At 46.3% G+C, this 25,207-nt stretch carries 19 protein-coding genes and 1 pseudogene; 9 read left to right on the plus strand and 11 right to left on the minus strand.

Annotated elements, in window-relative coordinates:
• Window positions 1-53 precede the first annotated feature (53 nt).
• The 6 genes and pseudogenes from DW173_RS18905 to DW173_RS18930 all read right to left on the minus strand — a co-directional run.
• Window positions 54-3,233: pseudogene (locus DW173_RS18905) on the minus strand (N-6 DNA methylase); the annotation flags it as partial.
• Window positions 3,223-3,675: a DUF1896 domain-containing protein gene (locus tag DW173_RS18910; protein WP_004304266.1), complete on the minus strand. Its 453-nt coding sequence runs from the start codon at window positions 3,673-3,675 to the stop codon at window positions 3,223-3,225. The pseudogene DW173_RS18905 and the gene DW173_RS18910, both read right to left, overlap by 11 nt.
• Before the next feature lie 162 nt (window positions 3,676-3,837).
• Complete coding sequence (topB, locus tag DW173_RS18915) at window positions 3,838-5,925, minus strand: type IA DNA topoisomerase (protein ID WP_004291456.1); 2,088 nt, start codon at window positions 5,923-5,925, stop codon at window positions 3,838-3,840.
• Window positions 5,926-5,985: 60 nt separating this feature from the next.
• Window positions 5,986-7,557 (minus strand): DUF3945 domain-containing protein, encoded by a 1,572-nt coding sequence (locus DW173_RS18920; protein WP_004291455.1) that lies wholly within the window; start codon window positions 7,555-7,557, stop codon window positions 5,986-5,988.
• 20 nt (window positions 7,558-7,577) lie between these two features.
• Window positions 7,578-7,928 carry a helix-turn-helix domain-containing protein gene (locus DW173_RS18925; RefSeq protein WP_004291454.1) on the minus strand — a complete coding sequence of 117 codons (351 nt, stop codon included), beginning with the start codon at window positions 7,926-7,928 and terminating at the stop codon, window positions 7,578-7,580.
• Between the two features lie 3 nt (window positions 7,929-7,931).
• Entirely contained in the window at window positions 7,932-8,294 is a 363-nt protein-coding gene (locus DW173_RS18930) for a helix-turn-helix domain-containing protein (protein WP_004304264.1), read from the minus strand.
• 201 nt (window positions 8,295-8,495) lie between these two features.
• Between DW173_RS18930 and DW173_RS18940 the strand changes: the two genes are divergently transcribed.
• Window positions 8,496-8,795, plus strand: a complete 300-nt coding sequence (locus DW173_RS18940) for a helix-turn-helix domain-containing protein (RefSeq protein WP_004291426.1) — start codon at window positions 8,496-8,498, stop codon at window positions 8,793-8,795.
• Between the two features lie 31 nt (window positions 8,796-8,826).
• Window positions 8,827-9,132 carry a helix-turn-helix domain-containing protein gene (locus DW173_RS18945; protein ID WP_004291424.1) on the plus strand — a complete coding sequence of 102 codons (306 nt, stop codon included), beginning with the start codon at window positions 8,827-8,829 and terminating at the stop codon, window positions 9,130-9,132.
• 77 nt (window positions 9,133-9,209) lie between these two features.
• On the opposite strand, the gene DW173_RS18950 is transcribed toward DW173_RS18945, so the two are convergent.
• Window positions 9,210-9,572: a hypothetical protein gene (locus DW173_RS18950; protein ID WP_004291423.1), complete on the minus strand. Its 363-nt coding sequence runs from the start codon at window positions 9,570-9,572 to the stop codon at window positions 9,210-9,212.
• Between the two features lie 11 nt (window positions 9,573-9,583).
• Window positions 9,584-10,819: a site-specific integrase gene (locus DW173_RS18955; protein ID WP_004291422.1), complete on the minus strand. Its 1,236-nt coding sequence runs from the start codon at window positions 10,817-10,819 to the stop codon at window positions 9,584-9,586.
• A gap of 381 nt (window positions 10,820-11,200) precedes the next feature.
• Between DW173_RS18955 and DW173_RS18965 the strand changes: the two genes are divergently transcribed.
• Window positions 11,201-11,893 (plus strand): HAD family hydrolase, encoded by a 693-nt coding sequence (locus DW173_RS18965; RefSeq protein WP_049703605.1) that lies wholly within the window; start codon window positions 11,201-11,203, stop codon window positions 11,891-11,893.
• Between the two features lie 74 nt (window positions 11,894-11,967).
• On the opposite strand, the gene DW173_RS18970 is transcribed toward DW173_RS18965, so the two are convergent.
• A complete protein-coding gene (locus DW173_RS18970) occupies window positions 11,968-12,747 on the minus strand; it encodes a response regulator transcription factor (protein ID WP_004299300.1) in 780 nt (259 codons plus the stop codon).
• Between the two features lie 81 nt (window positions 12,748-12,828).
• Between DW173_RS18970 and DW173_RS18975 the strand changes: the two genes are divergently transcribed.
• On the plus strand, window positions 12,829-13,500 hold the full coding sequence (locus DW173_RS18975; protein WP_225472708.1) for a DUF1349 domain-containing protein: 672 nt from the start codon (window positions 12,829-12,831) through the stop codon (window positions 13,498-13,500).
• Window positions 13,501-14,088: 588 nt separating this feature from the next.
• Here DW173_RS18975 and DW173_RS18980 read toward each other — a convergent pair.
• Window positions 14,089-15,141 carry a winged helix DNA-binding domain-containing protein gene (locus DW173_RS18980; RefSeq protein WP_004307951.1) on the minus strand — a complete coding sequence of 351 codons (1,053 nt, stop codon included), beginning with the start codon at window positions 15,139-15,141 and terminating at the stop codon, window positions 14,089-14,091.
• Window positions 15,142-15,179: 38 nt separating this feature from the next.
• Complete coding sequence (locus tag DW173_RS18985; protein WP_004299291.1) at window positions 15,180-16,415, minus strand: ATP-binding protein; 1,236 nt, start codon at window positions 16,413-16,415, stop codon at window positions 15,180-15,182.
• Window positions 16,416-16,623: 208 nt separating this feature from the next.
• Here DW173_RS18985 and aroA point away from each other — a divergent pair, with 208 nt between their 5' ends.
• From aroA to DW173_RS19010, 5 genes are all read left to right on the plus strand, one after another.
• Window positions 16,624-17,853, plus strand: a complete 1,230-nt coding sequence (gene aroA, locus DW173_RS18990) for a 3-phosphoshikimate 1-carboxyvinyltransferase (protein ID WP_369904760.1) — start codon at window positions 16,624-16,626, stop codon at window positions 17,851-17,853.
• Between the two features lie 12 nt (window positions 17,854-17,865).
• Complete coding sequence (locus DW173_RS18995) at window positions 17,866-18,435, plus strand: Crp/Fnr family transcriptional regulator (protein WP_120145001.1); 570 nt, start codon at window positions 17,866-17,868, stop codon at window positions 18,433-18,435.
• Window positions 18,436-18,509: 74 nt separating this feature from the next.
• Window positions 18,510-19,226: an SDR family NAD(P)-dependent oxidoreductase gene (locus DW173_RS19000; RefSeq protein ID WP_004299285.1), complete on the plus strand. Its 717-nt coding sequence runs from the start codon at window positions 18,510-18,512 to the stop codon at window positions 19,224-19,226.
• Between the two features lie 628 nt (window positions 19,227-19,854).
• On the plus strand, window positions 19,855-23,088 hold the full coding sequence (locus tag DW173_RS19005) for a SusC/RagA family TonB-linked outer membrane protein (protein ID WP_120145002.1): 3,234 nt from the start codon (window positions 19,855-19,857) through the stop codon (window positions 23,086-23,088).
• 13 nt (window positions 23,089-23,101) lie between these two features.
• The gene (locus DW173_RS19010) at window positions 23,102-25,114 is read left to right on the plus strand and encodes a RagB/SusD family nutrient uptake outer membrane protein (RefSeq protein ID WP_008018909.1); all 2,013 of its coding nucleotides are present in this window, start codon (window positions 23,102-23,104) and stop codon (window positions 25,112-25,114) included.
• The last annotated feature ends 93 nt before the right edge of the window (window positions 25,115-25,207 follow it).

A 25,207-nucleotide genomic window follows, 5' to 3' on the forward strand; every position in this document is an offset into this window, starting at 1 on the left:
TTGCCTGGTAGCTTGCTAATGCTACATTTACTATATGCCCCTTATGGGCGCAGCACCTCGTGGTCGCAAATTCCGCCGCCGTTCTGTTTCAACATCCAGACGCAATCCATCTGTGAGGGATAGACGCTCTTGATACCCCGGCTTGCCAGCCCTTTCAGGTTGAGGTCGGGAAAGGTCTGATGGGAGCCGTCGTAGCGCGGGCGCACGAAACAGTTGAACTTGCGGTTATACATCGTCACAAGCCGCTCCTTGAACTGCGGCGACTGCTCTTCGAGCCATTCGGAGAAGCCGTTTCGTATCTCGTCAATCTTGGCGTTGGCGAGTTGTATTCCCTCGCTGTCGCGCATCTTGATGTCGTTGCCATGCTCGTCCTTGCCGATGGACTTCATCATGTCAGGGCAGGTGTTGTGCAGGGCGTGTTTTAGGAGGTGCATACCGTCATAGTTCCGGTAATACCCCTTCACCAGAAACTCGTCCGTGATTTTCATGGTGCGGTAGCCGCACACCACCGAAAACTCGTCCATGCTTGCGGAATAGGCGATTTTCACCTCCGTGTCGAACAGCCGGCTCATGTAGGCGGCATAGACACCCGTCGGAATCCAGCGTTCCCCGAAATTGAAGTCCAGATCCTCGAAGGCGATGCGCTGCGGCTCGGCATCTTTCAGAGCCTCCAACGCCTGCTTCACCTCCGGCATACGCTCATTTTCGGGATTGTCACCCATCCATGCCTCTATGCGTTCCGCTTTCTCTATGACATTTCCGGCGATGAAACGGTCTTTGATTTCGTAACCGGTCACGAGCGGATTGTAGTAGATGCGCCCTTGCAGGGCAGTGAGCAAATCCTCCGCCGTGCTGTCGGTTATCTCCCGCATATAGTCGAGATTGACCGTACCATATTTGTTGAGCGACGCAGACAGGGCTTCTTCGGGAGAGCCTACGTTGGCATGGCTCTCCACCGCGAAGGAAACAGGATGCTCGAAGATGTCCGCCTTGACGAACTTTCCGTTTTCCATCCGTTCCAGCGAAAGGATGTCGCGCCCGCCCGCATCCATCATCACTAACTTCACGTTCTGCTTGGCGTTGAGGTTGCCGTAGCGCATGACAAACTCATCGTAACAGGTATTCAGATGCTCTCGCCACGGAACATTTGCCTCGCGCCGGAGCGATTCATAACGGTACAGACGCTCGTAGGCGTCACGCAGCGACACATACAACAACGCCTTTTCCTTCTGGTATCCTTTCAGGTCGAGCGGCTGGAATGTCGCCCCGTATGGCGTGATGTCTTTCAGGTAGCCGATGTTATGACGCCCCCGGTCAGCCACCAGCGACCCTTCGCGCAGGTGCATCTCCGGCGTGCGGTGGTAGGCACGCGGAGAAAGGTCCACGACTTCCTCCTTCGGCTTTTCCGCTTCGATGTCGGGGAAAAGGAAAGTCCCCACCGCTTCCGATGGGGTATCTGTAACGGCAGGTGCGGCGACTGCCTCCGGCTGTGTTTCCTCCTGTCGTGGCTGCTCACGGGAAGTTTCCGGCACGGCTTTCACTTCCGTCTTTTCCGCCACTTGTTTCTCGTTATGCTGCCTTGCCAGTTCCCGAAGTTCTTTCCTACGCTCCGGCGTCAAACCCATCATCATTTCATAGAAACCGTTGATGGGAGGATTGGTATCCCAGTCCAGTGTGGCATAGATGTCGTCCGGGTCGGCAGGCTTGGCGGTGTTCTCCGCTTTCACCTCCTTATTCTCCATTGCGGGTTTTGCAGTTGGAGCTGTCGGTGTAACCGTGACTTTCGGTTTGGGCGGAGTGGACTTTGCCGTAACTGCCTTTTTCACCGTCTTTTTCTTTTTGGAGGTTTTCGGTTGGCTGACCTCTTCCGTCATCCCCCAGAGGTCAAGCAGGGTGAGCTGCACGCCTGCGGAATATTGCGGGCGCGGTTCTATCTCCGGCTTTTCATCTGCGGGTTGCGGCTTTTCTGTCGGAGTTTCCACCGTCTGCGCCGAGGATACTGTTTCCAATTTTATGGCAGGACGCTCTACTTTATTTTGAACGGCAACTTTTTCTTCCGTTCCTGCCTGCCGGATTGAACCCGAATACAAGCGCATGGCAAGCCTGTAATGGAAATCCTCGTCGAGCATACGGCGCAAATCCCCGGCGATGCCTGCTGCCTTGCCCTCGTGCAGATAAACCATAGCGGGCTTCCCGTAGGGGTCTGTGTCAAGTTTCGCCATCGTATGCACGATGCGTTCCGGGTGGTGGATGAAATAGGCGTTGTCGGTCAGGGCGGTTTTCGTGTCCGTCTGTATCACGGTCATCAGCCGCTCGTCCTGCGACATTTCCTTCTTGCTGAGGTTCTTTTGCAGGACAATCAGGTCACTGCCCACCTCCGTGCCCGCGTTGTCCGTGAACAGGTTGTTGGGCAGGCGTATCGCGGATACCAGATTGGCCTGACTGAACAGCTCGTTACGCACGGAGGTCTTGGTGCTATTCAATACCCCTTGCGAGGTGATGAACGCCACGATACCGCCGTCACGCACGGCATCCAGTCCTTTGAGAAAGAAATAGTTGTGGATGGTTTTCTGGGCGGAGCGTCTGCCGAAAGAGTCGCTCCGCTGAAACTCCGCGTCGAACACGGCAATGTCACCGAACGGAATGTTGGACACCGCCAAGTCGAAATAATTGTTGAACGGTCTTTCGATTTTCTCAAAACCGCAGGTGCGCATTTTCTGGTCGGGATAGAGATGCCTCAAGATTGTACCCGTGAGCAGATCCTTCTCGAAAGCCATCACATCCGCATTGGGGCTGTGCCGCAGCATGGAATCCACGAACACGCCGACACCTGCCGACGGTTCGAGCATACGGGCGGGGCGGACGCTGTAATCTGCCAGCACGTCCGCGATGGTGTCGGTTATCTCTTTGGGGGTGTAGAAAGCGGTCAGCACGGACGCTTTCAGCGAATCCACAAACCGCTTGTACTCTGTTTCGTCCTTGCTGTTCTCACGGATAAGCCTGTGCAGCTCCACCGTCGGGGCGAACAGTTCGAGGTCGGATTTCGCCCACCGGACGGCATCCGTCAGTTCCTTTGCAGGGTTGAGGATACATTTCAGACCGCCGAAACCGCAGTACCTTTGAAGTATGGCACGCTCTTCGGTTGTCGCTGTCCTATTTTCCCTGTCAAGGATGAATGCCGTCCGTATCGCCTCGATGTTGTCCCGCAGTTTCTGTTTGCGGTTAAACGCCATATTCGTCTAAGTAAAGGACGGTTGCTCCCGTCAGCTCCGTGTAGAGCAGGTCGTAATCGGAAGACAGGGCGAAATTGTCATCCGAGAGGTCATAGACGGAGAACACGTTGCCGACAAGCGGCAGCAGTTTCAGGACAAAGGCTTCACGCTTCTCTTCCGGCACTTCATCGGCAAACTCGTTTTCCACGACTTCGCGGAGGATGGCGTAACGGGAATAATGCAGCCCGCGCAGCAGCGTGTCCATCGCCAGTTCCTGCGCACCATCGGCGGGATAGCCTTCAAGCCGTGCCCTCTCATACGTTTCGGCGGCACGGTCGGCCCGTTCCCGTATGAAAGCGGTGTCGTCAGCCTGTTCAAACTTGTTCGTGCGGAGATAGTCCAGCAGGTACAGACCGTAATAGGAAAAGTCGGTCTGACCCTCGTTTTTCTTCTTGTTGTTCATTACTTTGGATTTAGCGGATTGATAATTAACGGGATAATCGGTTGGAAAAAGGAAGAAAAAGGCACTCGGTATCCCTCCGAGTGCCACCACTAAATCCAAAGTATGAGTGTAATCCGGTATCGAAGAACAATTCATTACTCTGAACAAGTGGCAAAGTTAATACTATTTCTTCCGTCCTGAAAATTTCTTGTCCTTTTTAGCCTCCGGGAACACAAAAGTCGTGTTATATTCCCCGTCAAAGGCGACAACAGCATCGAAACTCTTGCCCTGTTTGCTCTTGAACCCTTTGAGCAGCTTGGTATGCCCTTCGGTGAGCAGGTCTTTGATTTCATCGTCGGACAGGGTGCGTCCCGCTTTCAGCCGGAACACGGGCAGTCCGCACTCCGTGTTGTCGCAGCGTACCACCTTGCCGTAGAACCGCATCCTGCCCGTGCCACACTTGGGACACGCGCAGCCGGAGTCACGGCTGCCGAAGAGCTTGTCGCACGAGATCAGTTCGGAGGTTATCTCACGTGTGTACGCCTCTATCTCCTTGCGGAAGGTGTCGTCGGACAGTTCCCCGCGCTCGATACGCGCCAGCTCCTTTTCCCATTCGCCCGTCATGGCAACATCGGCGATGCGCATCGTCTTGACGACGGAATTGAGGGCAAGTCCTTTTTCGGTGGGAACAAGCGACTTCTTGCAGCGTTCCATGTAACCGCGCTTGAAAAGCGTTTCGATGATGGAGGCGCGTGTGGCGGGAGTACCGATGCCACAGTCCTTCATCGCCTGCCGCAGTGCGTCGTCCTCAATTTCCTTGCCCGCCGTTTCCATTGCCGAGAGCAGGGTGGCTTCGGTATGCAGCGGCTTGGGTTTGGTCTTTCCTTCGGTAATGGACGAGCCTTTCGGTGTCAGCGTGTCGCCTTCCTGCCAGCCGGGGATGGTAATTTCCTCTTTTTCCTCGCCATAGACGGCACGCCATCCGGTTTGCTTCACGACGCTGCCTTTTACGGTAAACTCCACTCCGGCACATTCCGCCGTGACAGTGGTCACATCCTTGACGCATTTCTCAGAGAATGCCTCGACCATGCGCCCGGCAATCATCTGATAGATGGTATTGTCCTCTTTGGAGAGGAAGAGCGGTTTCTCACCCGTGACGAGCAGGGCATGGTGGTCTGTCACCTTGCCGTCGTCCACGCTGCGGCGTGTCGGGGCGGCTTTTGCCCGCACCTTGTCTTTCCATTCGGGCTGTGTGCCGATGAAAGCGAGCAGTTTGGGAATTTCGGCAAACACGTCTTCGGGGATGTAGCGGCTTCCCGTTCTCGGATAGGTTATCAACTTCTTTTCGTAGAGTTTCTGCGCGATTTCAAGCGTCTGTTCCGCCGTGAAGCCGTGCTTGGCGTTGGCTTCTTTCTGGAGCGTGGTCAGGTCGTAGAGCAAGGGAGTTTCCTCCGTCTTCTCCTTGCGCTCGGCTTTCGTGACAGTGGCGCAACCTGCCGCCTTTACCTTATTATATAGTTCCATCGCCGGTTCTTTCTCTTTCCATTTCTCGGAGGATGAGAATTTCACGACTTCGCCGTCGCAACCGTCCGTTGCGATATGGAGCTGCCAGAATGCTTCGGACGTAAAGCGGCGGTTCTCCCAGTAGCGTTCACATACCATAGCCAACGTTGGTGTCTGCACCCGCCCCACGGAATACGTGCCGTGTCCGGCGGCGATGGATAACGCCTGTGTGCCGTTGATGCCCACGAGCCAGTCGGATTCGCTCCGCGCTTTGGCGGCGAGGTAGAGGTTGTCGTATTTGCTGCCGTCTTCGAGTTTCCGCAGTCCCTCGCGGATAGCTTTGTCGGTGAGAGAGCTGATCCACAGGCGCACGAAAGGAGTGGTGCAACCCGTATAGTGGTAGAGGTAGCGGAAGATAAGCTCTCCCTCGCGTCCGGCATCGGTCGCCACGATGATATGTTCGCTTGTGTCGAACAGTCTTTTGATGACTTTTATCTGCGACACCACGCCGCTGTCGGGCTTGTAACCTTTCTCCGTCCTGACCTGACGGGGGACGAGCGTGAATGTGTCGGGAATAATCGGGAGGTTGTCACGGACAAATCCGCGCACGCCGTAGCCGTCGGGCATGGCAAGCTGAACGAGGTGTCCGAATGCCCATGTCACGGCATAACCGCCTCCCTCGAAATATCCTTCCTCTCTCTTTGTCGCGCCCACGATGCGGGCGATTTCACGTGCCACGGAGGGCTTTTCTGCAATGATTGTCTTCATGTCTTCTTCTTTTTTGTTGATACTTTGGATTTTATTTTGGATTCAGTGGCGGACACGGGATTACATTTTCATGCCCTTGCCCGTTTTCTTCTGCGGCTTCTCCTGCTGCTGTTGCTGGCGGGCGTCCTTCGGGTTGGTCTGACCTTTCTGCAACGGCTCTCTCAGATTCTTTGTAGCCTCGTTGGTCTTGCCATCGTTGTTCACCGCCACCTGCGTGCGGCTCTCGTTGGACGGAGCAACCTGCTGTGCATTGTCAGGGTTCGTGTCGTAGCGGTACGGGCGTCCCTTCTCCGGGTTGAACTTGATATACATCGTGGCATGGAAGCCCTGCTTGTCGGTCACGTTCTCCAGCTTCACGGCTTTACCCGCCACATAGTCGGCTTTCTGCTGGTCGGTGAAGCTCACGCCGCTCCATTTGCTGATGGGGCGGATGCTGCCGTCCTCGTTCGTCCACGTGTTGCGGCGTTGCTCCTTCTTGGTCTGTGCGGCATTTTCCCCGCCCTGCGCCTGACTTTTCGATGTGTCGCCTTTGGTTTCCTGTGTCTGTGCGGTACGGGGCGACTTGCCGGTTCCCGGCACGAACTCCACGCCGCGCTGCTCCACGTTCACTTGCAGGGTGGTGACGAACTTTCTGCCGTCGTTGCGCTCGATGAGCTTGTCGCGTACGGGCAGTCCGGCGCGGAGCATGTCCCGCTCCTGCGTGGTGATTTCCGTCTTGCCGATGCGCTCCGGGATGCGCACCCTGCTTGCCGGAATGTCCGTGATTTCATTCGTCTTGCGGTCGATGCTGATGTAGGAGGGGATGATCTCGCCCGTTTCCCTGTCCACAATGTCCACGACCCTACCGAGATTGCCCGTTTCGCGGAGGTTCTTCCGGTCATTGTCGGAGAATTTGTGTTCCTTGTACTCATCCAGCTTCTGCTCCTTGCGGATGAAGTGCGGCACGAGGCTGATGTTTCCCTCACCGTCCTTCTTGAAGGAGAGGCGGGCGTCCAGCTCGAATGATTCGCCGCCGAAGGTCGGTTTGACCTTTACCAAGTCGGACTTGCCATAGTTGAGCATCTTCGTAAGGTCGCCGGACTTTTCAAGGTTGTCCCGCTTTACGCCCCATCTGTCCTCCAGCTCCTGCCAGTTGATTTTACTCTCGTCGATGGGCTGGTAGCCACGTTTGCCCTGCATCTGTTCGGATTTGTCCTGTTGCTGTTCTTTCCGTTGTTCCATGTTCTCCTGTTTTTGAGGTTCTTGTTTCTCTGTCTGTTGTGCTGCCATCTCTTCCTGCACCTTCTTCTCATAGTCGGAGGTGTCCACCTTGTGAGGGGCGAGCAGCTCCTTGTTCGCTTCGGGGTCTTTCAGCAGTTGCTTCATCACCTCTAAGAGATTTTCAGCTTGGTCTGCCGCAATGCGGTAGAAACCGAAGCGGCTGGGTTCCTTGCACTGCCGGAAGAAGTTCTTGAAGAAGTTGTCCAGCACGTCGCCATGTCGGTCGAATTGCAGGAAACTCTGCGCGTTCTCCGCTTTTGCGGGGGTGCGCTTGGGTGTGCCGTCCGCGTTCAGCCCGGCTACCACGCTGATCTCGCCTGTCTTCTCGTCACGGACTACCAGCACGTCCTTTTCGTCTTTTTTCTTTGCCATCTGAAAAATGTTTTAATGGGTTATTTATGAAAGAAATTATGGATACGAGCCTTGTAGAAGGCTATATCTTCCTTTTTGAAGTCCTTGATATGGTTGGAAAGGAATGTCAGCACGTCCTCCTCGCTGTAATAGGTCTTCTTGCCCAGCGTCTTGTAGGGCAATGCGCCTACGCTGCGGTAGCGTTGGAGGGTGCGTTTGCTTATCTGGAGCAACATGCACAAATCCTGATTGTCGAAAAGGCGGATGCTTTCCGTGATAGTGGGCTGTTTCCCCTCAGCCTTCATCGCCAGCAGCAGTTCGTCCTGACGGTCGAGCCGTTCCATCAGCTTCTGCATCCAGCCCTCGAAGTTGTTTCGTGTGAGCAGTTCCATGACCTATGTCCTCCTTCCTTTTGGTTTGCCGCCCGTGCGCAGCGTGTGGTTGTGGAACAGGGTGTCTATTGTCCCTTCCTCGTTCCTTACTGTGTTGTCCTCCAATAGCCGCAGTATCTCGGAAAGGCGGTAGCGGCAGCTTCCGCGTACCACCACATACTCGATACGGTGGTCGGTGCGCATACGCTGCATGGTGCGCTTGCTCACGTTGAGCATCTTCGCCGCCTGTGCCGTGTCAAGCAGCTTGTCTTCGGTTTCCCGCTTCCGTTTCTTCTCGTCCCTTGCCTCGCGGATGTACCCTGCGATGTTCGCAATCTGCGCCATCATCTCCTTGTAGGCGGAACTTTCCATTGTTATCACTTTCATGTTCAGTCCTTTCTTTTTGTTTCTGCGACAAAATTCGGCAATAAACAAAAGGGGCTTTAACAACTCACTACGTGACTCACGTAAGATTTTTGCGGAAGATGGCTCCGTAACCCGGTCAAACGGCGCAACAGGCAGCCTTTCAGCGGAAAACGATACGTCTTGTATGCCGTTTCGTTACCTTTGCGGCAAACTCTAAATGACATGAATATGGAAATAGTATCTATCGAGAAAAAGACTTTCGAGATGATGGTGGCGGCATTCGGCGCACTCTCGGAGAAGGTCGCCGCCCTGAGGCGCAAAAGCGACACGGGGCGCATGGAAAGATGGCTCACGGGCGAGGAGGTCTGCGGGCAGTTGAGAATAAGCCCGCGCACGTTGCAGACGCTGCGTGACAGGCGGCTTATCGGCTACTCGCAGATAAACCGCAGGTTCTATTACAAGCCAGAGGAGGTGAAGCGGCTGATACCGCTTGTCGGCACGCTCTATCCGCACGGCAGATGATTTGATTTATTCACCCACTGAATCCGAAGTTATGATGAACGAGAACAACGATGTTTTTACGATGGAAGACGAGCCGATAGCCTCTGTGGTGCAGGATATGCGCAAAGGCTCGAAATGGCTGTCCGCATTTCTGGAAAGCTACCGTCCTCCGCTGGACGGGGAACGTTACCTGACGGACGGCGAGGTGTCGGAACTGCTCCGTGTGAGCCGGCGCACCTTGCAGGAATACCGCAACAACCGCGTGTTGCCCTTCATACTTTTGGGAGGGAAGGTGCTTTACCCGGAAACGGGGCTGCGCGGGGTACTGGAAGCGAACTACCGCAAGCCGCTGGAGTGAGGCGGTTTCATGAAAAAGTAAACGGGTGACACCTTTTGTGGTGCTACCCGTTTACTTGTCTTATGGGGTATGTGCAATCAGCAATACCCGGCTTTTCCGTTCTGTATGAACATCACGTATGTCTGCCGTTTCTCTTGTGAGAGTGCCTTTCCCACCAGCCATGTGCGGAACAGGTGGGTGTTGTAGGTATTCACCCTGAAAGCGACCGGGATGATGATTTCAAGGGCGTACACGTCCGCGTGCAGCCCGTTTTCAAGCTGCATGTAGCGGCACACCTCGTAGTCGTTCAGCACGTCCGACTTGCGGACGGCTCTGATGGCGGCGTTCACTGCCGGGACGGTCGTATGGAACAATCCGGCTATTTCGGTGGCGGTCATCCACACGTCGTTACCGGTTACGCTGACTGCCTTGTCCTCGATGATGATTGTGTCACGTTTCATGGCTTTTCTTTTTAGATGGTGCAACCTGCAAATTCCTCGACGCCGTTCAATCTTGCGGCAAGGTTCTCCATGTCCTGATTGAGCTTCTCTTTGGTTATCTTTGCGTAAATCTGCGTCGTCTTTATGCTCTTGTGTCCGAGCATGGAGCTGACCGTTTCGATGGGAACACCGTTGGAGAGGAATATCGTCGTGGCTGCCGTGTGGCGGCTCTGATGCCACGTGATATGCTTGGTGATGCCGCAACGCTTGGCGACGGCACGGATACCGGCAAGGCACGTGTTATAATGCGGAACGGGAAATATCCTGCCGTCCCCGCACAGTCCCCGGTATTTGCCGATTATGCGGTTGGCGATGTCGAGCAGGCGGATGTTGGACACCACGCCCGTTTTCTGGCGGTTGATGTTTATCCACTCGTGTTCGTCGAAGTAGGTGCGGATATTCTCTTCCGTAAGGTTGCGCATATCCGCGAACGACAGCCCCGTGAAGGCGCAGAACAGGTAGAGGTCGCGGTACAATTCCTGTTTGGCGTTTTTCAGTTTCCCCTCCATCAGCAGGCGGATCTCATCTTTGGTCAGGAAACTGCGTGTTGTTTCCTCCTTCTTGATTTCATACTCGCGGAACGGGTCGCGCGTCAGCCACTCGTTGTTGATGGCGATGAATACCATCGTCCGTAACGGGCAGACGTACAGCCACACGGTATTGGTGCAGCAGTGCTTGTCCGTGCGCAGGAACATCTCGAAGTCGGAGATGAAAGCCGGGGTAAGCTCTTTTAGGGCGATGTCCTTCACATGGTAGCGGATGTCGAGGAACTCTTGCATGTGCTTGTAAACGGTGCGGTACTTCAGCAGCGTGCCTTTGGCTTTCATGCCTGCCTCCACCTGCTTCTCGTAGTCCTCGTTGTGCTGGCGGAACACCTGCATCAGCGTGTGGTAGCGGTGTTCCAGTCCGAGAAAGGCGTTCTTCACCTTCTCCGCCGTGACGAAGTTGTCACGCTCCATGATTTCCTGATAATGCCTGTTGATGCGTACCCGCATCTTGTCAAGCATACGGTTCGTTTCGAGTGCCGCCGTGCTTCTGCCCGTGACACGTCCACCTTTGGTGTCCCACAGTTTCGGATCGACAGTCAGTTTGCAGCTGAACTGTGTCTGGCTGCCGTCCACCGTGATGCGTCCCATGACGGGAACTGTCCCGTCCTTTTTCACTACCTGACGCTTGAGGTAGTAGATTACTGAAAATGTACTCTTCATTGTCCTTAATTTTTGGGTTTCAAAATTAGTTGGTGAAGAGTCCGGTGTTGGTACGCAAAACGGGGAGGAACGGCGCAATCTTTTTCCGTAACCTGATTTTTCGCATGAGTTATGGATAACTCACTATTCCTTAGAGCCTTGTTTCGCTATTCGTACCCGTTTGTCGCATTTTCGGGCATGGTTACGAACAAGTAACGTAGCGGCGTCAGGATTTGGCTTCGGCAGGGATTGTAATGGCTTCACGGATTATCGCCACTTCAACCAAAACCCTTGTAACTCAATTCTATCACTATATCTTTCCGCATTTCACTTTTTTGTAGTAACTTTGCGGCAAAAATATCAAACAGATGATCTAAAATTCACCATTAACGACGAAAACCGATGAAAGAACTTATTAAAGTCATTGCTTTTGATGCAGACGATACCTTGTGGAGCAATGAACCTTTTTTCCAGGAAATAGAGAAACAATATACAGACCTATTAAAGCCTTATGGCACTTCTGAAGATATTTCAGCCGCTTTATTTCAAACAGAAATGAATAATCTGAAGTATCTCGGATATGGAGCCAAAGCTTTCACCATTTCTATGATAGAGACAGCTTTGCATGTGAGTGGACAAAAGATTTCAGGTACAGACATTCAACATATTATTGAATTAGGCAAATCATTACTGAAAATGCCTATTGAACTATTGCCGGGAGTAAAAGAAACACTTAAAGTATTGAAAGAGAAAGGAAAATACAAATTAGTAGTTGCCACTAAAGGAGATTTACTCGATCAGGAAAATAAGCTGGGACGTTCCGGATTAGCCTCTTATTTCGATCACATTGAAGTGATGTCCGATAAAACAGAGAAAGAATATCAACGAATGTTGAATATCTTACAGATTGCTCCTTCTGAATTTGTCATGATTGGCAATTCTCTGAAATCGGACATTCAACCTGTTCTATCGCTGGGAGGATATGGCATACATATTCCTTTTGAAGTGATGTGGAAACATGAAGTAGTAGACACATTCACACATGACCATCTGAAACAGGTGAAAAGATTTGATGAGTTGCTGCTTTTGTTTTAAATAAGTTCTATTCTTTCTTCAGATAAGCTTCAAATCTGAAGAAAGAAATCAGTAAACAATGCCATCTTATTGGATTACAAATCCAACAGTTTCATCAATTCAGCAGCCCGACACGCTTCTATCGAATTACCGACAGAGAGTTTCTCCAAAATATTCTGGCGGTGTCGATTGACTGTATTCACACTAATATAAAGGGCAGCTGCTATTTCTTTACTAGATAGTCCTTTACGTATACAGCGAAGTATTTCCTTTTCGCGTTCGGATAGGATATTGCGATGTTCTTCCGAAAGAAAGAGCGTTTCGACCTCTCCACGTTCCATATGGGTAATAGTGGGACATATCCCCTGCTCCGTTCGTTGATCTGCAGACAAGGTATAAAGACAAAAAATCAACCATACACTTCCGGAAGGAGTATTTTCCATAATCTGCACTAAATTATCAATATACTGATAGACTCCTTTCTCATTCATCATACGTATTCTGCATCTTCCCCGGTACTTCAACCGTTCTTCGGAAGACATCGAAAAGGTCTTCTGAAAAAACTGATACTCCAATAACCGCTTTTCTACCAAGTCTTCAGGATGAATACGCCGATAAATACAATCTTCATCCATAGAATCAATCACACTCAAAGCAGCTTCTTCGGGAGTTAAGCCTAGAAAATGCGCCCAAGGATGAACGGCAATGTAACTTTTCCTATTCGAAAGATCTGAAATAACAGCACATCCACCATTAATCTCCGTCAATGAATGAATAAAGCGTTGATGTTGCTCTACAACTCCATTGTCCAATATTTCATCGGCTATCAGTTGTGTCGCATAAACTTCATCTATTTCCTTTTGTAATACGTCCATCTTATAAAATGGTTATTATTCAGTATTGTTGCACACGGAGGTATGACCTATCTTTGCACCACAAAGATAATCAAATAAGAAATGATCATGAAACATTTAAAAATCAAAATGATGTCAATAGCCTTTATGGCAGTAACAACTTCTTCTATGGCACAAAGTTTGAATAAAATGAACTGGCTGAATGAGCCTCAACAATGGGAAATAAAAGATGGCAAAACCTTAGTGATGGATGTTCCTGCAAAAACAGACTTTTGGAGGATTTCTCATTATGGGTTCACAGTGGACGACGGACCTTTCTATTATGCAACTTATGGTGGAGAATTTGAAGCCAAAGTAAAGATAACCGGCAACTATGTCACCACCTTTGACCAAATGGGATTAATGCTGCGCATCGACCATGAAAACTGGATAAAAGCAGGTGTGGAATACGTTGATGGCAAACAGAATGTAAGTGCTGTAGTTACGCATCGGACTAGCGACTGGAGTGTAGTACAATTGCCGGATGCTCCCCGTTCGATATGGATAAAAGCAGTCCGTCGCCTGGATGCAGTAGAAATATTTTTCTCACGTGATGATAAAGAATATATTATGATGCGCACGTGTTGGTTGCAAGATAATTGTCCTGTCATGGTAGGATTAATGGGAGCTTGTCCGGACGGCAAAGGTTTCACTGCTACATTCGAAGAATTTAAAGTGACTCCATTAGCCGATCAACGAAGACTGGAATGGGCAAAAAGGCAAATGAACAAATAAAAATCAGTCTTGATGCTATTTATTTAAATAGAGAGAAAGCTCTATTATAATATAAATGCGGTAGTATATCTTACTTTAAATATTCTATTTTTAATATGATGAGTATAAATAGCATCACACGGATTTCCTCTTCCAGCAGTTCTGTTGTATAAAATAATGCAAGAATATACAGTTCCCGAGGAGTTTTTTACATAAAAACAGTCAAAAGATACACTATAATAAACTTATTGACAATCGTTTCTTTAAAAGGAATAACCAGTTCCTTTTAAAGGAACGATTCATTGATCGGTGAGAAACACTTTATTCCTTTAAAAGGAGCATATAAAACTTTATTTTAAGTGCTATCCCAGAGCTAACCTACACCTGAAACAGCCAACACTCCACATATCAATTTGAGACAAAATAAAGGCAAGTTCTATACATCTATTCTATAAAAGACACAGACTAAAACAAATTATTCCAAAACACAATCGATTTATTTCTTTTCTAAATTCGAAAACAGCAAATCCTTCTCATTTTCAACTCATGCCTAAATATATCCTGCATATATGGAATTATACAACGATAAAATATACGTTTTTTCATATATTATCGCCAAAACCGTATATACTTATCTTTCTCACGATCCAACGCACCTTCATCAACACAATCATCCAACCGGAACCATGAATGTTCTATCAATGAGCCTCTCTTTTTAACAGACTTATCCCAGTTTCCTATCACTTGTCCTTCATGAAGAACAATCGGATAAAACAGACCATTATTGGTAAATGCTTTCGAGTAATGCTCTTTAGGCAAAACGTCTGTCCGGTCTTTATAACCAAGCAAATATTCATCATAAGAAGGAAGAAGATGCAAACTGCCGGTAACTTTTCCACGAGTCCGGCAATCTTCATGAATATACCATGTCTGTCCATTCCATTCTTCTGCCGTTAATTCCGAATCAATCAAATAAATAGCTTGACGTGCATCTGTAATAGGCAGCCCCGACCACCAGACAAAATCTTGCAAAACAGCAGGAGCATGACTACGAAAATAGCTTCTAGCCAAACGAGCCAAAGATTCATCTTTGGTCAATTCCGGCATCGGCGGAACACGCTCTTCCAAAAGCGCATACGTACATTTACTTCCTTTATCTTCCCCACTACATACAATCCCCACCTGCTCCGCACGAGCCATAAAGCGGGTCATACGATGATTATCCGCTACAATCCCCGAACGGTTAAAATGCTCGGCAATCTCCTGCCTCGTCAGACTTTTCTTCCCACAAAGAATTTTCTCCAACAGATTATGACTTTTCGTATAGAGCTCTTCAGAAATTTCCAAGTCATGCCCCTTCGCATAAGACTCATTAGCAGATATAATACGCCCGGCGGAAAGTTTCAACATCCACCGGATATCTTCTGCTGCTACGAGATGCCATGTCGGACGCATTACATGAGTCCGCAGGATTTCACCATCACGGAGCGCTTTTTCCACAGTTTGAATCGTTGCTGACTTCAAACGCATTCCTACTGCCCATTTCACCATGGAATAATTCTGTGCCTGCATAGCTCCCATCCAGGACACAAGTTCCTTGGGTTGAAAGAAAAGAGGACTTAATAACTGTTGGTTGAGTAAACGTATATTCGGTATTTTCATCATACTTATTTATAAAAGAAAAAACAGTTGTTCTTTGATTAAATGACACGAGTAATGGAATGTAACAAAACAGAAGACAAGAAGTCTCTAATATAAATATGTTCTATCCCTTCATAAGTATTTTCAAACATTTTTTCTCCGGACACTACCACTTTCGGATAATTATCTTTAATCTTCAATAAATTCCCGAATTCTCTTTCAATAGTTTCCTGTTTAGAAAGTTCAAGAGAGACTTGCACATAGAGAATCTCTCCATTCCGTTTACAGACAAAATCTATTTCTTCCGTACCCAATGTCCCGATTTTTACATCATATCCACTATATACCAAATGATTATAAACCAAGTTCTCCAAACGCATCGCTCTGTCCTGTGGCTTGTACCCCGTAATCACATTACGAATCCCCATATTCTCAAAATAATACTTCTCCCCTCTTTCGAATAATTTCTTTCCGGCAATATCATACCTTCCTACCCTGTGTACAATAAAAGCATCCGATAATGCCATCGCATACTCACTCACAACATAAGGAGAAATATCCACTTTCTGACTTTTCAGAAAATCACTAATACTCTTGCTGGAAAATAAGTTGCCAATGTTACCTGCCAAGAACGAAACTAGTTGTTCCAAAAAGACCGTATTCCTTATATTCTTTCTCTGAATCACATCTTTTAATATAATGGTAGAGTAAATGCTCCTCAAATACTCCATAACAACAGGTTCTTCCATCGGCAAATGTATCAGATAAGGCAATCCTCCATAATGAATGTATTTCTCCAATGACGCATCCGTATTCTCCAGTTCATGGAAATCCAGAAATTCAATATACGACAAACTATAAACCACAAATTCAACATACCGACCTCCCAATTCATTCGCTAAATCACTGGAAAATATCTCTGAATTACTGCCTGTCACATATATATCATTATTATCATCCAATGCCAACGAACGGATAGCCAACCTGAAATCTTGTATTTCCTGTATTTCATCGACAAAAATATAATTCATTCTATCATCTACCGATTTTGAAAGAATATAATCATTCAGTTCTTTATAAGTCTTTATATCTATGAAATTGACATCTTCCTTATTTATATAGATAATGTTCGCATCACTCTCTTCTTTCCGTATCAACTCCATGAGTTGATACAAAATAAAGCTTTTACCGACACGACGATGACCAACCATCACTTTTACCAATGTTTTCCTCATGAAAGGTCTTATGCGGTCAACATAAGTGTTTCTTTGTTTAATTATGCGAGGTATTTTCATTCTACTTCTTTTTAAATACGATTGCAATACATCACAAATATAGCATTTATTTTAAATACAATTGTAATTTCTTGAGATTTTATCCTCTACTTCAAATACGATTGCAATTTCCCCATTCCAAATTTTCTATTGTTTTTCTGACTTTATAACTGCATATATACCAATTTATGTCTATTTTTGTCATCTCAAACCAAAGAAAATAGAAATGATGCTCTATAAACTCATCCCTCCTTCAGTAGTAACAGCAACCATCCAGTTGCCGGCTTCTAAAAGTATCAGTAATCGTGCATTAATCATCAATGCGCTGGGCAAAGGTATTTATCCTCCTGAAAACCTGTCCGATTGTGACGATACACAGGTGATGATAAAAGCTCTCACCGAAGGGAAAGAGACGATTGACATCATGGCTGCGGGCACTGCTATGCGTTTCCTTACCGCCTATTTAAGTGTGACCCCGGGGGAACGGACAATCACAGGAACAGCCCGTATGCAGCAACGTCCGATACAGATATTAGTCAATGCGCTCCGGGAATTAGGAGCTGAAATAGAGTATGTCCACAATGAAGGATATCCTCCCTTATGTATCAAAGGTGCAGAGTTGAAAGGAAATGAAATAACCTTGAAAGGAAATGTAAGTTCCCAATATATATCTGCTCTATTGATGATAGGTCCGGCACTCAAAGACGGTTTGACTTTGCATTTAAGCGGGGAGATAATTTCCCGTCCTTATATCAATCTTACATTGCAACTGATGCAGGACTTTGGAGCCAAAGCCGCATGGACTTCTCCCAATAGCATTTCCGTTGCTCCACAACTCTATCAGAGCATTCCTTTCAAAGTGGAAAGTGACTGGAGCGCAGCTTCCTATTGGTATCAGATTGCCGCCTTATCTCCCAAAGCAGAAATTGAATTATTGGGGTTGTTTCCTAACAGTTATCAGGGAGATAGTCGGGGAGCAGAAGTTTTCTCACGCTTAGGTATAACTACCGAATTTACATCACAAGGTGTGAAACTGAAAAAAACAGGCAAAGCGCCGGAAAGACTGGAAGAAGACTTTGTCGACATTCCGGATTTGGCACAAACATTCGTTGTTACCTGTGCCTTGCTGAATATCCCTTTCCGTTTCACTGGATTACAAAGCCTGAAAATAAAAGAGACTGACCGTATTGCCGCCCTGCGAGCCGAGCTTAAAAAGCTGGGATATGTGATCGAGGAAGAAAATGACAGTATATTAATGTGGAATGGCGAACGATGTGAACCGGAAGAAACTCCGGTGATTGAAACCTACGAAGACCATCGGATGGCAATGGCATTTGCACCGGCAATTATCCGCCATCCCAATTTACTTATTGCCGATCCGCAAGTCGTTACCAAATCATATCCCGGATATTGGGAAGATTTGAAACAGGCCGGATTTCAGGTTATAAACGAAGGCTAATTTTCATACGCTGTGGAAGATTTCAACAAATATACTTCCCACATCAACTACTCCCCTATTGTAGATTTTGTATTGCAACAGGGGAAGCAGACCTATTATAAAAAAGGAGACTACTTTTCCCGCCAAGGAGAAGTATGCAAAACAATGGGGTTCGTCAGTTCCGGTTCTTTCCGGTACTGTTGCACCAACAGTGTAGGCGAGAGTAGCATTGTAGGCTATACTTTCGATCATTCTTTTGTTGGCAACTATCCGGCGTTTCAGTTACAGGACAAATCAAATGTAGATATACAAGCCTTATGTGACTGTTTGGTATACGTAATCAATTATCAGCAAATGGCAGACTTCTACGATACCAACGACGCTCACCAAAAGTTAGGACGCCGCATCGCAGAAACGTTATTGTGGGAAGTCTACGACCGGATGATTTCAATGTACAGCCTGACACCGGAAGAACGCTATCTTGAAATTATCAACCGTTGTCCCGACTTACTGAAACTGATAACTTTAAAAGAACTGGCTTCCTATCTTCTCATTCGTCCCGAAACATTAAGTCGTATCCGAAGAAAAGTCGTACATAAATAAATTCTTGATTTCAATCAAGAGTTTATTTATTCCCTACCCTTACTTTTGCGGGCAAACAAAGTATATTGTATTTCATGAAAAAAATTATAATTATAGGTGCAACTTCCGGCATCGGTCGCGGATTGGCAGAAGTCTATTCTCAAGAAGATTATCTTATCGGCATTACCGGTCGCAGGGAAAATCTATTAGAAGAAGTATGCGCCCGGGACAAAGACAAACTATTCTATCAAGTGTGCGACATCACCGATACACAAGCTACCATTTCATCCCTCGAAACTCTCACTCAAAAGATGGGTGGAATGGATATATTGATTATCTGTGCTGGGACCGGAGAACTAAATCCCGAACTCTCCTACCAATTGGAAGAACCGACCTTACTAACGAACGTGATAGGATTCACCAACATCGCAGACTGGGGTTTCCGATATTTCGAACAGCAAAAAAGCGGGCATCTGGTTACTATTTCCTCTGTTGGAGGTACACGCGGCAGTGGCATCGCTCCCGCCTACAATGCGTCGAAAGCCTATCAAATCAACTATATGGAAGGATTACGACAAAAAGCAACTAAATCTCCTTATTCTATTTACACTACCGATATTCGTCCCGGATTTGTAGACACCGCTATGGCAAAAGGAGAAGGATTGTTTTGGGTTACTCCCGTTGATAAAGCTGTGAAACAAATTAAAAAGGCTATTTCTAAAAAGAAAAAAGTAGCTTTCATTTCCCAAAGATGGAGATATGTAACTATCCTGTTTCGTCTGTTGCCATCTGCTATTTATTGCCGGATGTAATGATAGATACTCCATAGCCAACACATATTTGTCTAAGTAAATCTAATAAAAAACACCTGCCCCAACTGTTTATACAGATATTGGTATCTACCAAATTCTAGTTATGTATATAAGTCTGTACGGGAATCATATTAATGATAATAGCTAACTCACAAATAAACAGCTCTCTTACAATTGGAGGACACTTTTAAGGTTCAGTAATCAATGATGAAAAAATAAGTTCTTTCAGAACTAGGATGGTTTATAAAATTAGAATTAACGGCACAAATATATAATATATTTTAATACATAGCATGTATTTTCAAAAATAATATCAAATTCTCATTCATTTTTTTCTTTTTAAGAATACCCAAAGCCGTATTTTATCTTCATATTGAAATGAAACTACTTGTTTATTTCATCATCCTTGTTATTTCATCTAACACAAACAGGTACGAAATAGATATAAAATGGGTATAAAACAAGTAGAAAAGATCGCTTAAAAGATGACTCTTTTTTTGAATTTAAGGCTTTGAATCCAACGTTTTACGCACGAAATAAGTTCTGAAAGAACTTATTAAAAGTAATTCCGGATTCTAGGAAAAACTCTAAATTCAATGCTATGTTAAAACAACTAAAGTCAGTTAGTATGTTGTTGTTCCTACTGACAATGTCAGTAGAAGCAGCTTATCCGGAAACTGGTGAAAGCACTCTAAAAGTTTCCGTTGTACAACAGGGTACTACTTGTAAGGGTGTAGTAAAAGATGCAGCAGGTGAAACCATCATCGGTGCATCCGTCGTAGCCAAAGGTACGACGAACGGTACAATCACCGGAATCAACGGTGACTTCTCTTTAAACAATGTAAAAACCGGAGATATTATTGTAGTCTCTTTTGTTGGTTATCAGACTCAAGAAATCAAATTCACAGGACAATCATTGAATATCATCCTTAAAGACAATACACAAACATTGGATGAAGTTGTTGTGGTTGCTTTTGGCACACAAAAGAAAGTGAATGTAACAGGATCTGTATCTACGGTAGGAGCAAAAGAAATTTCGGCACGTCCCGTTAACTCTACCATAGAAGCTTTGCAAGGTATGGTTCCGGGTATGAATATCTCTACTGGTGATGGTGGTGGCTCCTTAGGTTCAGACAAAAAATTCAATATTCGTGGTGTTGGAACAATTGGAGCTGGTTCAAAGGTAGAACCATTGGTGCTCATTGACGGTATGGAGGGAGACATGAACGCTATCAATCCACAGGATATTGAGAATATTTCTGTACTGAAAGATGCAGCCGCTTCCTCCATTTATGGCTCGCGGGCACCAGGTGGAGTCATCCTGATTACAACAAAGAAAGGTAAGTCGGGAAAAACGGTAGTTAACTATAATAACAACTTCCGTTTTGTATCTCCCTTGAATATGCCTGAAATGGCGGATTCATACAATTTTGCTCTGGCAGTCAATGACCAGTTAACTAATGGTGGACAGACTCCCATGTATAGCGCCACCAAACTTCAACAAATTCTGGATTTTCAGGCAGGAAAAAGCACACAATATATGTGGTCGACCGATGCGGGAAGATGGAATTCATTCGATGATCCCCAACGGCAAGACGTGATGCCTACCGGCAATACCGACTGGTTAAAAACGTTATTTGGTAATAGCTTTACCCACGAGCATTCATTGAGCGTAAATGGTGGAACGGATAAAATACAATATTATCTTTCTGCGAATTATCTGGCCCAAGGAGGTCTCTTGAAGTTTGGAGATGATAACAAACAACGCTACTCCTTTACTGCAAAAATCAATGCGGACTTAACCAAATGGTTGAAAATAAGTTATAGTATGCGTTTTAACCGGACGGATTATGAAGCTCCTTCATTTGCCGGAGGCGATATCAAAAGTAATGTATTCTATTTCGATGTATGTCGCTACTGGCCTGTCATTCCGGTAGTAGACCCAAACGGATTCTATACTGTCGAATCCAAGATTTACCAATTAACAGAAGGAGGCCGATATAAATCACAAAAAGACGTGATGGCACACCAGCTTGCTTTCATCGTGGAACCCATCAAAGACTGGAAAATTAACGTAGAATTGAACTACCGTTCCAACTATAATTTCAACCATACCGATTATCAAACCGTTTATGGTTATGATGTGAGTAAAAATCCCTACATTATTGCCAATCAAACTTCCAGCGTTACAGAATATGCTTATAAGAGTAATTTCTTCAATCCGAACATCTTTACCGAATACGGCAAATCATTAGAAAGCGGGCACAACTTTAAAGTGATGCTGGGTTTTCAGAGCGAACTATTCAAACAACGTGATATTACCGCTTCCCAAGACGGTATCATGTCGGAAGTGGCTACCTTGAACACCACGCAGACAAATGCACAAAACAGAGGAGGGTACTCCGAATGGGCTACAGCCGGCTTCTTCGGACGTGTTAATTACGACTACCAAGGACGTTATCTGGCTGAAGTAAATATGAGATATGACGGCACCTCACGTTTCCTTCGAGATAACCGCTGGAATCTATTCCCATCATTCTCCTTAGGATGGAACATGGCCCGTGAAGCATTTTTTGAAGACCTGACCGATTTAATCAGCACATTCAAAATACGTGGTTCATGGGGTGAATTGGGCAACCAAAACACAGATAACTGGTATCCATTCTATCGAACTATTGATATTAACAAAGACCAATGGGGCAATTACGCACTAGGCAGTTGGCTGGTAAATGGCGTAAAACCAAATATTTCCAAAGAATCTGCGCTGGTATCTTCCTTACTGACATGGGAAAAGACGCAAACACTGGATTTAGGTTTCGACTTATCTATGCTCAACAATCGTTTGAATGTAACATTCGACTATTTCCAGCGTAAATCTAAAAACATGGTAGGCCCCGCCCCCGAACTACCCAATCTCTTAGGCATTGCCGTTCCCAAAGTAAACAACCTCGATATGACTTCCAAAGGTTGGGAAATACAGGTGAACTGGCGCGACCAGATACGCGACTTTAAGTATGGAGTTACCTTATCTTTGTCAGACAATCAAGTGGTTATTGATAAATACCCCAATCCGTCAAACACAATTTTAGATAAAGACAATAATAATACGTATTATGCAGGCGCTCACGTAGGTGATATATGGGGATTCCAAACAATCGGCATCGCAAAGACCGATCAAGAGATGAAAGATCATTTGGCCGGTATGCCCAATGGCGCACAGGATGTACTCGGTTCCGGCTGGGGAGCAGGTGACATCATGTATGCGGATTTGAACGGTGACGGCCAGATCAGCAGAGGTAACAAAACACTGGCTGATCATGGTGATTTGAAGAAAATAGGCAACAGTACACCACGCTACAACTTTGGTTTGAATCTGGATGCCGCCTGGAAAGGGTTCGACCTTAAATTATTTTTCCAAGGAACGATGAAACGTGATTATATGCCGGGGAGTGGTTCTACAATGTTCTGGGGAGCAGTAGGCTACTGGCAAACCAACTTTTTCAAACCTCATCTGGACTATTTCCGCGGAGAAGATACGACTAATCCGCTAGGAGCTAACCTGGGTGGTTATTATCCGCGTCCTCTCGAGAATGATAGAAACCGTAATCCACAGACCGGATATTTGCAAAATGCGGCTTACTGCCGTCTGAAAAATGTTACTTTAGGTTATACATTACCTAAATCTTTGACAGAAAAATTCTGCGTCAACAATCTGCGATTCTTTGTTTCAGCAGAGAATTTATTTACTATTACCAGTCTGGCCGATACGTTTGACCCCGAAACTGTTGGCATAGGCAACTGGGACGGATGTACCTATCCGCTATCCAAGACTGTATCATTCGGTTTAAGTGCAACATTTTAAATGATAAACGATTATGAAAAAACATATTAAACTTTTGACAATAGGAACATTGCTATTGGGCGGACTGACCGGTTGCAATGATTTTCTCGACAGGGAACCACTGGATAAAGTAATTCCCGAAAAATATTTTGCATCCGAAAGTGATCTGGCTGCATACACAATCAATGCTTACCCATTTGAAACAGTGACCGATGCGTATGGCATCAATTTCTTCGGCAAAGATAATGATACTGATAACCAAGCCAGTGGTGACTCACCGGCCTTCTGGATACCCGGGCAAAAGAAGGTGCCGTCTGGTGAAGGCGAATGGGACTGGAGCAAAATACGAACCTGCAACTATTTCTTTGATAATACTTTACCGAAATTCGAAGCCGGCACTATTACCGGCAATCAGGATAATGTGAAGCATTATATCGGAGAAATGTACGTGATCCGGGCATACAATTATTATAAATTATTGGTTTCTTTAGGAGATCTACCTATTATCACTACTGCATTGCCCGACATAGAAGAGACTTTGGTGGAATCCAGCAAGCGCCAGCCGCGTAATAAGGTGGCACGCTTCATTCTGGACGATTTGCAAAAAGCAACAGAATTGTTGCTTGATAAAAGTCCCGGTGGCAAGAATCGCATCAGCAAAAACGTAGCTCACTTGCTACGTGCACGCGTTGCCCTCTTCGAAGCAACTTGGGAAAAGTATCACAAAGGAACAGCTTTTGTACCCGGTGGAAAAGGATGGCCGGGTAATCCCGCAGATGTAAGCGGTTTTAATAGTGATGCAGAAGTGGCTTATTTTCTTGATGAAGCAATGAAGTCATCAAAAGTGGTAGGCGACTATATCGTCGGAAAACTGGCAGACAATACCGATACCCCCGAAGGTATGAACGCCAGTCTGGTTTCCATCAATCCTTACTACACCATGTTCTGCGATGAAAACATGGAAGGATATGATGAAATACTGATGTGGAAACAGTTCAAGGAAGGATTGGTAACCAGCAACTTGCAAATGGAGTTGGCACGCAATGGCGGTGGTTCCGGATGGACTCGTGGCATGGTCAATTCATTCCTGATGCGCAATGGGCTTCCCATCTATGCAGCCGGTTCCGATTATAATCCCGATTGGGAGAAAGAAGGAGTAAATTCCACTTTACAGAATCGTGATTCACGCATTGTTATCTTTACCAAAAAGCCGGGTGATGCCAACACTGAAAATAAAGGTGATGTGAATTATTACGGTGATGACGGAACTCCCAGTTATTGCTCAATCCGTTTCATTTATGGCGATAAAGGAAGTTTGGCAACAACCGGATTCATCATCAAAAAAGGCAAACACTACTCCAGTCACATGGCAAATGACCATAGTGCGGGAACATCAGGTGGTATTGTTTTCCGTGCGGCAGAAGCCATGTTGATTTACATGGAAGCTTCGTATGAAAAAAATGGTAGAATCGACGGAACAGCCGACGGATATTGGAAAGCTTTACGCCGACGCGCCAAAGTGGACGAAGACTATAATAAGACAATCGCTGCAACACAGATGAGCGAAGAGGCTAAAGGCGATTTCGGTGCTTATTCTCATGGCCAATTGATAGACGCGACGTTATATAATATCCGCCGTGAACGCCGTAACGAACTTTGTGCAGAAGCTTTGCGCTGGGAAGACTTGAAACGCTGGCGTGCATGCGACCAGTTGATATCCAAACCTTACCGTGTAGAAGGTATGCTATACTGGGGAAGCAACTATGAAACGCAACTGGCAGATTTATGTAAAGTAGATCCGGCAGAAGGTAATATGTCCTCACCTGATTTAAGTAAATATATTCTTCCATACGAAAAAATCACGAAGAATAATCTGATTGCCGGGCAGAAGGGATTCCTCTTTACACCTGCTCATTATCTGAATCCGATAGGTATGGCTGTATTTCGTCAGACAGCCTCGGATAAGAATGATTTTACAAGTTCAGTCGTTTATCAGAACCCGGGATGGAAGATTGAAGGCGACACCGGCGCACAACCTGTAGAATAATAAAAAGATAAAAGAACAACTCTTTGAGCTTACAAATATATCGACCTTAATATTATATATCTGTTATCTTTTTATTTTTATAAACTTCATTGT

This window comes from Bacteroides sp. AM16-13, assembly GCF_003602705.1.
In the GTDB taxonomy this organism is placed as follows: domain Bacteria; phylum Bacteroidota; class Bacteroidia; order Bacteroidales; family Bacteroidaceae; genus Bacteroides; species Bacteroides xylanisolvens.

Bases quoted from the DNA above. Each gene is read 5' to 3' on its own strand.
- DW173_RS18950 (WP_004291423.1), bottom strand. From the start codon at position 9,572: ATGAAACGTGACACAATCATCATCGAGGACAAGGCAGTCAGCGTAACC.
- DW173_RS18970 (WP_004299300.1), bottom strand. From the start codon at position 12,747: ATGGACGTATTACAAAAGGAAATAGATGAAGTTTATGCGACACAACTG.
- aroA (WP_369904760.1), top strand. From the start codon at position 16,624: ATGCTCTATAAACTCATCCCTCCTTCAGTAGTAACAGCAACCATCCAG.
- DW173_RS18980 (WP_004307951.1), bottom strand. From the start codon at position 15,141: ATGAAAATACCGAATATACGTTTACTCAACCAACAGTTATTAAGTCCT.
- DW173_RS19010 (WP_008018909.1), top strand. From the start codon at position 23,102: ATGAAAAAACATATTAAACTTTTGACAATAGGAACATTGCTATTGGGC.
- DW173_RS18975 (WP_225472708.1), top strand. From the start codon at position 12,829: ATGATCATGAAACATTTAAAAATCAAAATGATGTCAATAGCCTTTATG.
- DW173_RS18985 (WP_004299291.1), bottom strand. From the start codon at position 16,415: ATGAAAATACCTCGCATAATTAAACAAAGAAACACTTATGTTGACCGC.
- DW173_RS19005 (WP_120145002.1), top strand. From the start codon at position 19,855: ATGTTGTTGTTCCTACTGACAATGTCAGTAGAAGCAGCTTATCCGGAA.
- DW173_RS18910 (WP_004304266.1), bottom strand. From the start codon at position 3,675: ATGAACAACAAGAAGAAAAACGAGGGTCAGACCGACTTTTCCTATTAC.
- topB (WP_004291456.1), bottom strand. From the start codon at position 5,925: ATGAAGACAATCATTGCAGAAAAGCCCTCCGTGGCACGTGAAATCGCC.
- DW173_RS18920 (WP_004291455.1), bottom strand. From the start codon at position 7,557: ATGGCAAAGAAAAAAGACGAAAAGGACGTGCTGGTAGTCCGTGACGAG.
- DW173_RS18945 (WP_004291424.1), top strand. From the start codon at position 8,827: ATGATGAACGAGAACAACGATGTTTTTACGATGGAAGACGAGCCGATA.
- DW173_RS18965 (WP_049703605.1), top strand. From the start codon at position 11,201: ATGAAAGAACTTATTAAAGTCATTGCTTTTGATGCAGACGATACCTTG.
- DW173_RS18930 (WP_004304264.1), bottom strand. From the start codon at position 8,294: ATGAAAGTGATAACAATGGAAAGTTCCGCCTACAAGGAGATGATGGCG.
- DW173_RS18940 (WP_004291426.1), top strand. From the start codon at position 8,496: ATGAATATGGAAATAGTATCTATCGAGAAAAAGACTTTCGAGATGATG.
- DW173_RS18955 (WP_004291422.1), bottom strand. From the start codon at position 10,819: ATGAAGAGTACATTTTCAGTAATCTACTACCTCAAGCGTCAGGTAGTG.
- DW173_RS18925 (WP_004291454.1), bottom strand. From the start codon at position 7,928: ATGGAACTGCTCACACGAAACAACTTCGAGGGCTGGATGCAGAAGCTG.
- DW173_RS19000 (WP_004299285.1), top strand. From the start codon at position 18,510: ATGAAAAAAATTATAATTATAGGTGCAACTTCCGGCATCGGTCGCGGA.